Raw genomic sequence first — 13,115 nt, forward strand, 5'->3', positions numbered from 1 at the left:
TTGTGTGTTTTTTTGTTCGAAAATACGCGAATATGGTCAGCGTTTATACCGTGTTTTCCGTATAATGTCTAATTTTCGCCATTTGTGTAGCAAATCTGTAACAAAAAGGTAAAGGGGCATATGCAACTGACAAATCTGCAATTGGAAACCTATCTAAATGACTTCCTGCAAAGCGACAAGGTCCGGGATTATTGCCCCAACGGCCTGCAAGTTGAGGGTCGTCAAAGCGTTCAGCGCATGGTCACCGGAGTGACCGCCACAGAAGCCCTTATTGATGCGGCGATTGAACATCAGGCCGATACCGTGCTGGTTCATCACGGTTATTTCTGGAAAGGGGAAAATGCCCAGATCCGGGGAATGAAACAACGTCGTCTGAAGAAGCTGTTGAGCCATGATATTAATTTGCTGGCTTATCACTTGCCGCTCGATGTCCACCCGGATGTCGGTAACAACGCCGAGTTGGCCAAGCGTCTGGGTATCGCAGTACAGGGAGGCCTGGAAGTCGGTAACCCGTTCAGTGTCGCCATGTATGGTGAATTTACCACTCCTTACGCCAACCTGGCGTCGCTGGGACAGCACATTGAAACGGTACTGGAGCGCAGCCCCATGCTGATTGAAGGGCATGATCGTCCGATTAAGCGTGTGGGGTGGTGCACCGGTGGCGGACAGAACTACATTGAGTTGGCGGCCAATGCGGGCCTGGATGTGTTTATCAGCGGTGAAATATCAGAGCAAACCGTTCATACAGCGCGGGAAATGGGGATCCACTTTGTTGCCGCCGGTCATCATGCCACCGAGCGCTACGGCGCCAAGGCGCTGGGTGAGCATTTGGCCGAATATTTTGGACTCGACGTCACCTTTGTCGACATTGATAATCCGGCCTGAGCCCCGGCACTGGCTAAAACCAGGTTTTGAGTTGGATCCAGGCATTGCCAAGGGTTTCATACCACCAGCGTTCAAAGTGCTTGATGTGGTTGGCAGACGGTAAACTTGATTGCCAGTCACTGTCGATCCCCTGGCGGATCAGGTGCTCGGTGGGAGCGGGCATCGGTGTCAAACCATAGCGTTGCATCAATGTAACTGAGCGGGCCATGTGGCTGGCTGAGGTGACCAGTACAAACGGCTGACCATCGGGCAACAGGCTCGCCAGCGCCTGAGCTTCTTCTTCCGTGTCTCTGGGCGATTCCATCATCTCAATGTGATGCTCAGGAATGCCAAGTGCAATCAGCAGTTCCCGGGTCATGAAAGCGTTGCTAAAGGGTTGCTTGATGGCTGCGCCTGACGTAATCAGTTTGGCGGTGGGGTTGTGTTGCCAGATGCGCAACGCTTCGACCGCGCGGATGGTTGAACAGGGTTTTAGTTGCGCGGTTATTGGCAGAGTACCGTCATTGGTGTGGCCACAACCAAGAATAACAATGGTCGATGCGGGCTTGCTGATATCATACTGCGGATATTGATGCTCCAGATCGCCAAGCATCGGTTCTGCGACAAACGGGGTAGCCACAATCAATAGCAGCAGAGTGCCCCCGATGCAGGTCCAGCGAGCCAGACGAATACGACCAAAGATCAGTGCGATAGAGCCGCACAGCAGTAGTACAGTGATTAACGACATTGGCATCAGCATGTTGCCGAGCAGCTTTTTAACGAGAAATCCGTCCATATGACAACCGGTAAACGACCAACGCCTCAGGATCATAGCTTTGACGCGCTGGCACAAAAATTTGAAACGAACATTTATGGTACCAGTAAAGGCCAGTTACGACACCAGTTGTTACTGTCTTACCTGGATGAGCATTGCGATATTCGCCATCACCCCCGTACAGCGCTGGATATCGGTGGTGGTACCGGTGTCATGACTGCTGACCTGGCCCGTTTCGGCCATACCGTCACCCTTAATGATGTGTCAGCTGATGTGCTGGCGTTAGCACGCGACAAACTGACAGGGGTCGACAATGTTGCTTTCCATCATGGTCCCTGGCAACACTACAGCCCACCTGAACCGGTTGATCTGATCCTGTCCCACGCGGTGATGGAATGGTTGGCGGAACCCTTAGAGGCGATTGGACAGTGGGTAGACTGGCTGGCTGTTGATGGTTACCTGTCGCTGAGCTTTTTTAACCTGACTGCAAAACGCTATGCCAACTTACTGTACGGTAACTTTGACTATGTCGAGGCGGGTATGCCAACCAAGAACACCGTGCGGATGAACCCGACCAACGCAGTGGATCCGCTGGCGGTGATTGACTACCTGGGATCACAGCCGGTCACGATTGTTCATCAGGCGGGTATCCGCTGTATTCATGATTACATGAGTGTCAAAGATCGCCAGGAGTGTGATTTTGACAAGCTGGTGACGATGGAGCGCAAATATGGCCGACAGGAACCTTACCAGTGGCTGGGCAAGTACTACCACATCATTGTTCAGCGCCGGGACTGAGAAAGTAGGTTGGATCAAAGCGTTGTTGCCCTGCGGCAATGATGTTTGACAGGGTAACATCGGCGATTTGCTGCAATGCCTCATGGGTAAAAAAGCCTTGATGCCCGGTGATAAGTACATTGGGAAACGTTGACAGCCTCTCAAACACGTCATCCTGAATGATGTTCAGCGACTTGTCTTCAAAGAATAATTCAGACTCCATCTCATACACATCCAGGCCGAGGTAGCCCACGTGACCGCGCTTTAATGCGCCGATCACTGCCTGGGTGTCAACCAGGCCACCCCGGGAAGTATTGATCAGCATTACGCCAGGTTTCATGCTTGCCAGCGTATGCTCGTTAATCATGTGATAGGTGTCGCGGGTCAACGGGCAGTGCAGCGATACGATATCACTGCGTTGCAGCAACTGCTCAAGGGAGGTATACATCACACCTTTCGTTGCCAGTGACGGGTCGGGATTGGGATCGTAACACAGCACATCACAGCCAAAACCGCGGGCGATGTTAACCACGCTACGGCCAATCTTACCGGTGCCGATCACGCCAAGGGTTTTGCCGTGAAGATTGAATCCCAGCAATCCCTCGAGACTGAAGTTGTTTTCACGCACCCGGTTGTAGGCTTTGTGTAATCGTCGGTTAAGGGTCATGATCAGGGCAAATGTGTGTTCCGCCACGGCTTGAGGTGAATAGGCCGGTACCCTTGATACCGGCAAATGACAGGCGCGGGCATGATTGATATCAACGTTGTTGAATCCGGCACAGCGCAGTGCAATGTGTTTTGTACCCCGTGCCACCAGATAGTCGATCACGTCGCTGTTGACCACATCATTGACAAACACACACAGCGTATCCGGAGCTTCGAGCGTGTGCAGGGTGTCTGGGGTGAGACGAAATTCATGGAAGTGCAGCGCCACTTCGTTGCCGTGATTGGCGGTTTCGAAGTAGCGGCGATCGTAGGGTTTACAACTGAAAAAGTCGACGCGCACAGGGGGCTCTGAGGGCATTACAGCAATGCGACGATGTCTTGCTCGATCTGCTCTGGCTTGGTGGTAGGGGCGTAACGTTTGAGTACTTTGCCATCGCGATTGACCAGGAACTTGGTGAAGTTCCACTTGATGCTTTTACTGCCCATCAGACCCGGAGCAGCCTGCTTAAGATATTGGTACAGGGGCGTCGCGGTATCACCGTTTACATCGATTTTCTTGAACAGCGGAAAATTGACGTTGAAATTCATGCTGCAGAACTGGGCGATTTCATTGTCATCGCCAGGCTCCTGATGACCGAACTGATCGCACGGAAATGCCAGAACTTCGAGACCTTGTTCCTTGTACTTGTCATACAGAGCCTGCAGACCATCGTATTGGGGAGTGAATCCGCATTTACTGGCGGTGTTCACGATTAACAACACTTTGTCTTTGTAGTCGCTCAATGCTTGCTCGGTGCCGTCATTGCGGGGCAGGGCAAAATCGTAGATTGAGGCGGTCATGGTCATTCCTTTTGGCTAACGGGTTGCCCCTCTACAGGAGGGGTTCATATTGCCACTGGTGTCCTTCATAGAACACTTTGGCTTTGGCATATTCGCGTTCGGCACGCCAGGTGCGGTTATTCAACTTCACCGTCACACCGGGATACAGTCGTTTGTTGGCAATCAGCTGAATCGCTTGTTGGTACTCATCTTTAGCATCGCGCATATCAATGGCTTTCATCTCCAACCATTGCAGCAATGCCAGTTCGTTACGCAGCAATTCCTCAGCTTCTGAGAATTTTTCTTTCAGATCCGCATGGATCTTTTTCTTGCGGATCAGGGTCATTTTGTCCATGTGGCGGGCATTGTTGTCGCGCAGCACCTGCAGCAGTTCGTCCAGCGTGTCCTTGCGTTCCAGTAAACTATTGAAGCCCGGTGAGAAGTCGATGTGCAGGCTGCTGCCGGATACGGCACCCAAGGTACCGGCAATCACTTTGTCATGGCTTTGAATATCACAGGCAAACAGGTTGCCATTGGGGTTTTCTACCGGCCCCACCAAAACACTGCCACCACAGACAATGCGGCTGTAAGCTAATTGTCGGCCGACAGTTACGTTGCCGGCACAGTTAATGTCCAGTCCCTGACCATGTTGGATATGAATGCTGCCCTGAGACACCAGCTTGGTGCTGTAATCAGTACTGGCATCATTGACCTTACCCATGGCACCTTCGGTGATGATGATATCGCCACCGGCATGGATGGTGGCCGATTCGACAAACCCGTTGATGGTGACATCGCCTTCCGCAATGATGGTCATCTTTTCTGTCACATCACCGTTTACCAGCACCGCACCGTCGTACTTGATGTTGCCGGTGCCCACGTTGACGCCGGTACAGATGAAGGTGTCATCCACCCACATCTTGTCGTTTTTGAATTTTGGCATGCCGGTGATGTCAGCGATGATAAGGTTCTCGTCGTGGTCACTCATCACCGTGTTTTCACCCGGCTGGAATTTGGTCCAACTGCCGGGTTTGGCTTCCAGCACGGCACCCGTCACCGTATAGCCATTGCGCCCCTGGGTGGGTGGTAAACGACGCAACAGTTCGGTGCCTTTCTTGACACAGATAACGTCGCCTAGATTACGCATGTCGACCCGTGTGCCGCCCGCTGATTGGGGCTTTAAGATACGCTCCAGTGCGTTGGGAACCAAAGGCTGAAGTTTGGAGGGACGGCCGTTTTTCTCGGGCAGACCTTTGGCAACCAGATCTTCGATAATTTCGCCGGGCGTCGCTTTACGCACCTGTTTGGCCATGTTTGCCAGTCGTTTGGTGCTGAGTCCGCGGATGATCCCTTGGTCGTGTGCGGCTTTGACCAGTGCGTTTACCGACGGCGCCTTGCCGCCGTAAGGGGCGGTGATCGACAGGCTGGCTGTCATGTCTTTGTCTTCGAGGCGGTATTTGATCACCGCATCACGCCGTTCGGCGATGCGCTCAGTGATGGGATCGTTGCTTTCCGCTTTGATGGATTGCTTTAGTTTTTCAATCGCATTTTTAATGTTTTCTTCAAACAGGTAGAAGTGCTTGTATGGACTGGCCTTTACTTGCGCCAGCGCTCCGGCCAGATCCAGACCTGTGCCTGCCTCCTGAGGAGTTATGACCATGTCCAGGTATTTGTCCTGGGTGTCGAGCTGAAAACTGATCCCACTCATACTATTCACCTGCCTGCCAACATCGGGTTAACCGGGCGCCTTGCGCTATGCTGGCGCCTGCCTGTATCACCTTATCGACTGAATTGTTGAATTCTTGTCACTAAGTTTAGGAATTTATAGATTTTCTGCATACTTCACAAGGGCATTAATGATCGCCATTTTGTCAGCGTCCTGACCATACTGATGGCTGAGCTGCTCCAGACGTTGCCAGTACTCGGGCAGCGTGATACTGGCCGGCGAGTCAGGATCCATCAGGCGAGACTGACGCTGACGTTGCCATTTGTGCAATTCTTCGTCCGTCAGTGTTGCCGGATAGTTGCGCGCCCGTAATCGAAACAGCAGGGTTGCCAGGCGAGGATCATCAAAACCGAAGGTTTGTTCACCGAGCAGTTCGGCTGGGGTCTGGTGGATGCGATCAAACAGGGCTTTGTCGTGATCGGAGAAAAAGCCGCGGTAAATGGCATGATCGGCATCAATGGGGGAGTCTTCGTAGTCCTCATCAAACAAGTTGCTGATGGTCTGAAAAACCGCCGTATGCTGACGGATCAATTGCAGGTTAGCGAGGCATTGTTCTCGATCGATGCCCAACCGTTCAGCGTTTTGTTCGGTCAAGGTTTTGGCCGGTGCCAGAACAGGGCATTTGTTCAGATGGATAAGCTTTATTGGCAACCGCTGTTCACCCTCTGCCAGACTATCACTGGGGGCATACAAACGGGCCTTGAGTTCAGCTTCCGATAATTCAAAAAGCGGTGTGGGGTCCTGCGCCAGATTCAGGGTAATGATGGCGTTCTTATTGCGTGGGTGATAGGCCACCGGCACAACCCAGGTACAGCATCCCTGCTGGGCAGGTAATTTACTGCTGACATGCACCAGCGGCACCAGATTGTAACAGTCAATCAACTCTCCAACGGCGCGTTTATTGCGCAGGTTAAACAAATACTCATATAACTTGGGTTGAGCGGTTTTGATTTTCTTGGCCAGTCCGATGGTGGCGTAAACGTCTGACATGGCGTCGTGTGCGTTTTCATGACCTATGTCATTTGCCTGGCTCAGCAGTTCGAGTTTGAACGATGGCGCACCATCTTCTCGATACACCCATTCGAGGCCGTCTGGTCGCAAGGCGTAGCAAGCCCGTACCATGTCGATGATGTCCCAGCGACTGTTGCCGTTTTGCCATTCTCGTCCGTAGGGATCGTAAAAATGGCGATACAAAAGGTTACGCGTAACCTCGTCGTCAAAGCGAATGCTGTTGTAGCCAACGCCGCATGTGCCGGGGGCTGAGAGGGTTTCATGAACCCGTTTTACAAACTCAACTTCCAGTAAGCCGTCACGCAAGCTTTGCTGGGGAGTAATGCCGGTGATCAGACAGGCTTCGGGATGAGGAAGGTAATCATTGGGTATCTGGCAAAACAGGTTTACCGGCTTGCCAATGATGTTCAAATCCAAATCCGTACGAATGCCGGCAAACTGACAGGCAGGGTCTTTACGCGGCGACGTGCCCCAGGTTTCGTAATCGTGAAAAAACAGGCTTTGTGAACTCAACGGATGGTCTTCGGCTGCAGAATGTTGACCGGATCACAACAGAAATAACCGGCAAACTCAACCGCTTGCTGCCTTTCCTGAGGTGAGTTTTTGACTATAGTCAGGAGGCAGACCACAAAAGGAGGTTTTATGTCTTCACACACTTACAAACTGATCGAACTGACCGGTTCCTCACCGGACGGCATTCAACCGGCTATTGAGAGTGCAATCGCCAAAGCCGCAGAATCCCTGCACAACATGCGATGGTTTGAGGTCACCGATACCCGAGGGCATATCGATGATGGCAAAGTGGCCCATTGGCAGGTTACGATAAAGGTTGGATTCACTCTCGATTAGGAACAACTCCATGCGTCGTTTATCCCTGATACCGGTTGTAGCCGGCATACTCGTTACACCCGCCGTACTCGCAGAGCCTTCTGATGTGGCAATTGCCCTGCACGGTGGCGCCGGCACGATCAGCAAGGCCAACCTGACAGAAGAACAGGAACAACAGTACCGACAAACCCTTCGCCAGGCGGTTACCGCAGGGTATCAGGTACTCCAGGAGGGGAAGCCGGCCATGGATGCTGTGATTGAGGCGATTCAAATCCTTGAAAACAGTTCGTTGTTTAATGCCGGTAAAGGCGCTGTATACACCTATGACGGCACTCATGAGCTGGATGCTTCGCTGATGGATGGCGCAACGTTACAGGCCGGTGCTGTGGCCGGTGTGAAGCGGGTCAAAAATCCGATCCTGGCGGCCCGTGCTGTGATGGCGTTGTCACCTCACGTGATGCTCAGCGGAGAAGGGGCTGATACCTTTGCCGCTGCCCAAGGGCTTACCATGGTGGAAAACAACCATTTCGATACGCCGTTTCGACGCAAGGCGCTGGAGGATGCGAAAGCCAGGCTGCAACAGGATACTCAGGCGCTGCGCTGGCAGCGTCCGGATATGCTGGATTACAAGTTTGGCACGGTCGGTGCCGTTGCGCGGGATCAAATGGGCAATCTGGCCGCTGGCACCTCCACCGGCGGTATGACTGCAAAACGCTTTGGCCGGGTTGGTGATTCACCGATCATTGGCGCCGGCACCTTTGCTGACAACCGCAGTTGTGCGGTGTCTGCAACGGGGCATGGCGAATACTTTATTCGCTACCATGTTGCGGGTGACGTTTGTGCCCGTGTTCGTTACGCCGGTGCCTCGTTGTCACAGGCGGCTTCTGATGTGATCCATGGCGAGTTGTTTGATGCCGGTGGAACAGGAGGGATCATTGCCATCGACAGTGAAGGCAATATCGCCATGCCGTTTAACACCGAAGGAATGTACCGGGCGTCGGTTGATACGTCTGGCAAAGTAACGGTGGCCATATACGGTGAAGAAGGTAACGGTAAAATCGCCGTTGAGTAACGCCAAAGAAATAAAACCTGTGCTGACGTAGCCAAGTTGTGAAAAGCTGGTCTATGTTATTAATCAGGCAGTTATATTTCGTGATGAGACCTTGAAGGAGACGACGTGGAGTCACTACAAGCGGTTGATTATATGAACCGGCACCCGGTAACGTTTACCACAGAGATGCCCGTAGCGGAGGCTGTGGAACGGCTGATCAATTACCACCAGACCGGTGGTCCGGTGATGGATGAGCAGCGCAAAGTGGTTGGCTTTTTGTCTGAGCAGGATTGTCTGGCTCGGATGATTGAGTCCAGCTACTATCGCGAGCAGGTCGCCAGAGTGAAGGACATCATGCGCCCCGATGTGCTGACCATAAAACCCTACGAGTCGGTGTTGGAGCTGGCCCAGCAAATGCTTAACACCAAGCCGCGTATTTACCCCGTGGTTGACGATGACGGATACCTGCTGGGTACCATCAGTCGTTCGGAAGTGTTGACCGCAATCGATGTCCAGCTTAAGTCCGGCTACCGACGACCTTAGACGTCAGGTACTGTTTTCGTGTAAACGGCGGGGTGAATGAACTGGAAATTTCACCCGCATTCTTCTAGGATCGGCGGCCATTTTAAGCCGTTTGTGTTAAAGGTGCTTTTTGGCCGCCGCTGATCCCGATGTTTTCAATCAACTTCAACAACTTCGCGCCCAACTTCGTGAGTGTATGGGTGAGGACAAGCACGTCCTGCGTCGGCATATCGACCGGCTCAAAAGTGATATCAGCCAAGGTGAGGTCGATAAATCCGCTTTCGAGCGATCCTTTCAATCCTTATATGAACGGGTTGAGCGCTCCATAAACCGGGTAAAGAGCCGTCGCCAGAATGTGCCGGGGCTGTCATACCCGCCGTTGCCGGTCACCGATCAGAAAGACACCATTGCCAACGCCATACGGGATCACCAGGTGGTGATCATTGCCGGCGAAACCGGCTCCGGAAAGACCACCCAAATCCCCAAAATTTGTCTCGAGTTGGGCCGTGGGATCAGTGGCTTAATCGGCCATACCCAACCGCGCCGGCTAGCTGCCCGTACGGTGGCAAATCGCATCGCGGAGGAAATGAATACGCCGCTGGGGGAGCAGGTCGGGTTCAAGATCCGGTTCAGCGATCAGGTAGCCGAGAACACTTACATCAAGCTAATGACCGACGGTATTTTGTTGGCCGAGATCCAGAACGACAAATTTCTCAATCAATATGACACCCTGATCATCGATGAAGCGCACGAACGCAGTCTCAACATCGATTTTATTCTCGGTTATCTGAAACAACTGCTGCCAAAACGCCCGGATCTGAAAGTGATCATTACCTCGGCGACCATTGATCCCGAGCGCTTTTCAAGCCATTTCGGCGATGCACCGATCATCGAAGTCAGTGGGCGCACGTACCCGGTGGAAATGCGCTATCGTCCGCTCGACGATCCTGAACAAGACCGTGACCAGACCCAGGGCATACTGGACGCTGTGAAAGAGCTGCAACGGGAAGGCCCTGGCGACATTTTGGTGTTCTTATCTGGTGAGCGGGAAATTCGTGATACGGCCGATGCGCTGCAAAAAGCCCAGTTACGTGGCACCGACATACTGCCGCTATACGCACGCTTGTCCAGTACAGAACAGAATCGGGTCTTTCAGGGCCATACGGGGCGTCGTGTTGTATTGGCCACCAATGTGGCGGAAACGTCACTGACGGTACCGGGGATCAAGTATGTGATCGATCCCGGTATGGCGCGAATTTCCCGTTACAGCTATCGGAGTAAAGTACAGCGTTTGCCGATAGAGCCGATCTCACAGGCGTCGGCCAATCAACGGGCCGGTCGATGTGGCCGGGTCTCTGAAGGGATTTGTATTCGTCTGTACAGTGAGGACGATTACAATAACCGTCCTGAATTTACCGATCCGGAAATCCTGCGTACCAACCTGGCATCGGTGATCCTGCAGATGCTGGCGTTAGGTCTCGGACGAATCGATGCATTCCCGTTTGTTCAGCCGCCCGATAGTCGCCACATCAACGATGGTTTCCGCCTGCTGGAGGAGTTGCAGGCCACCCATAAACACAAGGGCCGTATGGTACTCAGCCCGATGGGGCGACAAATTGCCCGATTGCCGGTGGATCCCCGTTATGCCCGTATGGTGATCGAAGCGGGACAGCAGAATTGTGTCAGCGAAGTGCTGGTGATTGCCGCCGGATTGAGTATTCAGGATCCCCGTGAACGTCCTCAGGACAAGCGTCAGGCAGCGGATGAATGTCATCAGGTGTATGCCGACAAGGATTCTGATTTCGTCGGACTACTGAACCTGTGGCGCCACTTCAAGCAACAACAGCAGACCTTGTCCGGGAATCAACTGAGAAAGTGGTGTAAGCAGCATTATCTCAACTACCTGCGAATGCGGGAATGGCAGGACATTGTCAGTCAATTGAAGAAATCGGCCGCTGAAGTTGGCCTGCGATTGGTTAAACAAGAAGCGGACTATCAATCCATTCACACCGCCATCGCTTCCGGCCTGTTGTCTCACATTGGTTTTAAGGACAAGGAAAAGGAATACCTGGGGGCGCGTAATACCCGTTTTCTGATCTTCCCAGGTTCGGCGCTGTCGAAAAAGCCACCCAAGTGGACCATGGTGGCGGAGCTGGTGGAAACCTCACGTCTGTTTGGCCGAATGGCGGCGCGAATTGACCCGGCATGGGTTGAGGGGCTGGCGACGCACCTTATAAAGTATCAATACGACGATCCTCACTGGTCAAAAAAACAAGGTGCGGTGATTGCCCGGCAAAAGGTGCTGTTGTATGGGCTGACATTGGTGGCTGGCCGCAATGTTGCCTATGCCAATGTCGATCCCGCACTGTGCCACACGCTGTTCATTCGTGAGGCACTTGTCAACGGTGAAACCCGCCTCAACATGCCGTTTCTGGCGCACAATCAACAGATGGTGGCGGATGTTCAGCAATTGGAAGACAAGTCACGCCGCCGCGATATTCTGATTGACGAAGACGATTTGGTCGCGTTCTACGCGCAGCGTTTGCCGGAACAGGTTAACAGCGAAGCCAGCTTTAAAAAGTGGTGGAAAAAACACAGCCAGGATCCCAACGCGCTGACGTTTGATCCGCAGGATTTACGCAAACAGTCTGATGATCATGTGACCGAGCATCAGTACCCTGATGTCTGGCGGCAGGGCAATCTGCGCTTACCGTTAAGCTATCATTTCGATCCGCGGGATCCCAACGACGGTGTCAGCGTGCACATTCCCCTTGCGATGCTAAATCAGGTGCAACCGGTTGAATTTGACTGGCTGGTTCCCGGCTTTCGCCATGAATTGATCGTTACCCTGATCAAAGGTTTGCCCAAGCGGCTGCGGCGCAATTTTGTGCCTGCGCCGAATTATGCGGATGCCTGCCTGTCTGCCATGCACAGCCGTGACAAACAAGATAAACCGGTAGCCTTTCTGAGTGCCTTGTCACATCAGCTTCTGCGCATGACCGGTGTGGAAGTGGCTACGGAAGAATGGCAGACCGACGCGCTACCAGCGCATTTAAAAATGCACTTTGTGGTTGAGGACAATGGGGGCAAGGTGATTGGCCAGGGCCGTGACCTGCAGGCACTGAAAGCACAATTGTCAGGTAAAGTGCAGGATTCTATTTTGCAGGCAGCGGAGCCTGATATCGAGCAGTCCGGCTGCATCGACTGGCAATTTGATCAGATTGAACCGCAATACGTTTCACAGCAGGGGGCCTTCGAGGTCAAGGCCTATCCGGCGCTGGTGGCTGAAAAGGACAGTGTTGGCCTGCGTTTATTTGATCAGGCCTGGCAGGCGGAGCAATCCCACCGTGAGGGGGTACGCCAACTGATCATGTTAAACATTCCTTCGCCAATAAAATATTTGCAGGACAAGCTGCCGAACAGGGCCAAGCTGGGCTTGTATTTCAATCCCTTTGGTCAGGTCAAGCCGCTTATCGATGATTGTATCAGGGCAGGGCTTGATCACCTGATGACCGGTTTCTGTGCTGAGCACAACACTGATATTCGCGATGCTCAGACGTTTGAGCAGTTGAAAGAGTATTGTCGTGGTGCAATCAATGATGAAGTGCTCGACATTGCTGAACAGGTGGAGCGCATTTTAACCCTGGCACACGGGATCCAGAAAAAGCTCAAGGGCAATGTGCCGCTGGACATGATTGCTGCACACGGACACATCAAGCAGCGATTGTCTGAACTGGTTTATCCTGGCTTTGTCAGTGCCGTGGGGGCTGCCAAGCTTGCTGATCTGCAACGCTATGTGCAGGCATTGGCCAAGCGGCTGGAAAAGCTGCCGATCGATCCCAACCGTGACCGTTTACAGCAGCTGACCATCGACAAAGTACAGCAGCAATACCAGCAACATCTGACACAGCTCCCCAAAGGGGAGCCTGTACCTGAAGGGTTGCAAGACGTTCAGTGGATGATCGAAGAGCTGCACGTGTCGTTGTTTGCCCAACAGTTGGGCACTGCCTATCCGATCTCGGCCAAACGGATCGAGAACCACCTGGCATCAATTTGACGATACGCATTGACATCGT

General features: G+C 52.9%; 11 protein-coding genes. 6 read left to right on the forward strand and 5 right to left on the reverse strand.

The genetic code is table 11. The features are described 5' to 3' along the window. Window positions 1-120: 120 nt before the first annotated feature. On the forward strand, window positions 121-885 hold the full coding sequence (locus LJ739_RS04575) for a Nif3-like dinuclear metal center hexameric protein (RefSeq protein ID WP_324254895.1): 765 nt from the start codon (window positions 121-123) through the stop codon (window positions 883-885). A 13-nt stretch (window positions 886-898) separates the two neighbouring features. On the opposite strand, the gene LJ739_RS04580 is transcribed toward LJ739_RS04575, so the two are convergent. Beyond that, complete coding sequence (locus tag LJ739_RS04580; protein ID WP_229157438.1) at window positions 899-1,660, reverse strand: ElyC/SanA/YdcF family protein; 762 nt, start codon at window positions 1,658-1,660, stop codon at window positions 899-901. Here LJ739_RS04580 and LJ739_RS04585 point away from each other — a divergent pair, their 5' ends adjacent. Further along, complete coding sequence (locus LJ739_RS04585) at window positions 1,661-2,437, forward strand: methyltransferase domain-containing protein (RefSeq protein WP_229157440.1); 777 nt, start codon at window positions 1,661-1,663, stop codon at window positions 2,435-2,437. Here LJ739_RS04585 and LJ739_RS04590 read toward each other — a convergent pair. From LJ739_RS04590 to sbcB, 4 genes are all read right to left on the reverse strand, one after another. After that, on the reverse strand, window positions 2,415-3,440 hold the full coding sequence (locus LJ739_RS04590; RefSeq protein WP_267494146.1) for a 2-hydroxyacid dehydrogenase: 1,026 nt from the start codon (window positions 3,438-3,440) through the stop codon (window positions 2,415-2,417). The genes LJ739_RS04585 and LJ739_RS04590 overlap by 23 nt on opposite strands. Further along, window positions 3,440-3,922, reverse strand: coding sequence for a glutathione peroxidase (locus LJ739_RS04595; protein WP_229157442.1), 483 nt, complete (start codon window positions 3,920-3,922; stop codon window positions 3,440-3,442). The genes LJ739_RS04590 and LJ739_RS04595 overlap by 1 nt, the downstream gene beginning before the upstream one ends. A 31-nt stretch (window positions 3,923-3,953) precedes the next feature. Further along, entirely contained in the window at window positions 3,954-5,609 is a 1,656-nt protein-coding gene (locus tag LJ739_RS04600; protein WP_229157445.1) for a DUF342 domain-containing protein, read from the reverse strand. Window positions 5,610-5,723: 114 nt separating this feature from the next. Beyond that, window positions 5,724-7,151: an exodeoxyribonuclease I gene (gene sbcB / locus LJ739_RS04605; protein WP_229157447.1), complete on the reverse strand. Its 1,428-nt coding sequence runs from the start codon at window positions 7,149-7,151 to the stop codon at window positions 5,724-5,726. A 129-nt stretch (window positions 7,152-7,280) separates the two neighbouring features. On the opposite strand from sbcB, the gene LJ739_RS04610 reads away from it, so the two are divergent. The 4 genes from LJ739_RS04610 (at window position 7,281) to hrpA (ending at window position 13,096) form a co-directional block, all read left to right on the forward strand. Beyond that, complete coding sequence (locus LJ739_RS04610; protein WP_229157449.1) at window positions 7,281-7,487, forward strand: dodecin; 207 nt, start codon at window positions 7,281-7,283, stop codon at window positions 7,485-7,487. 10 nt (window positions 7,488-7,497) lie between these two features. Further along, complete coding sequence (locus LJ739_RS04615) at window positions 7,498-8,538, forward strand: isoaspartyl peptidase/L-asparaginase family protein (RefSeq protein ID WP_229157451.1); 1,041 nt, start codon at window positions 7,498-7,500, stop codon at window positions 8,536-8,538. Between the two features lie 105 nt (window positions 8,539-8,643). Further along, window positions 8,644-9,060, forward strand: a complete 417-nt coding sequence (locus LJ739_RS04620; protein ID WP_229157453.1) for a CBS domain-containing protein — start codon at window positions 8,644-8,646, stop codon at window positions 9,058-9,060. A 109-nt stretch (window positions 9,061-9,169) separates the two neighbouring features. Further along, window positions 9,170-13,096: an ATP-dependent RNA helicase HrpA gene (hrpA, locus tag LJ739_RS04625; protein ID WP_267494148.1), complete on the forward strand. Its 3,927-nt coding sequence runs from the start codon at window positions 9,170-9,172 to the stop codon at window positions 13,094-13,096. Window positions 13,097-13,115: the final 19 nt, after the last annotated feature.

The organism is Fluctibacter halophilus, assembly GCF_020687825.1.
GTDB lineage: Bacteria > Pseudomonadota > Gammaproteobacteria > Enterobacterales > Alteromonadaceae > Fluctibacter > Fluctibacter halophilus.

Excerpts from the sequence above, each read along its gene's own strand:
- LJ739_RS04575 (WP_324254895.1), top strand. The coding sequence starts at position 121 with ATGCAACTGACAAATCTGCAATTGGAAACCTATCTAAATGACTTCCTG.
- LJ739_RS04580 (WP_229157438.1), bottom strand. The coding sequence starts at position 1,660 with ATGGACGGATTTCTCGTTAAAAAGCTGCTCGGCAACATGCTGATGCCA.
- LJ739_RS04585 (WP_229157440.1), top strand. The coding sequence starts at position 1,661 with ATGACAACCGGTAAACGACCAACGCCTCAGGATCATAGCTTTGACGCG.
- LJ739_RS04590 (WP_267494146.1), bottom strand. The coding sequence starts at position 3,440 with ATGCCCTCAGAGCCCCCTGTGCGCGTCGACTTTTTCAGTTGTAAACCC.
- LJ739_RS04595 (WP_229157442.1), bottom strand. The coding sequence starts at position 3,922 with ATGACCGCCTCAATCTACGATTTTGCCCTGCCCCGCAATGACGGCACC.
- LJ739_RS04600 (WP_229157445.1), bottom strand. The coding sequence starts at position 5,609 with ATGAGTGGGATCAGTTTTCAGCTCGACACCCAGGACAAATACCTGGAC.
- LJ739_RS04610 (WP_229157449.1), top strand. The coding sequence starts at position 7,281 with ATGTCTTCACACACTTACAAACTGATCGAACTGACCGGTTCCTCACCG.
- LJ739_RS04615 (WP_229157451.1), top strand. The coding sequence starts at position 7,498 with ATGCGTCGTTTATCCCTGATACCGGTTGTAGCCGGCATACTCGTTACA.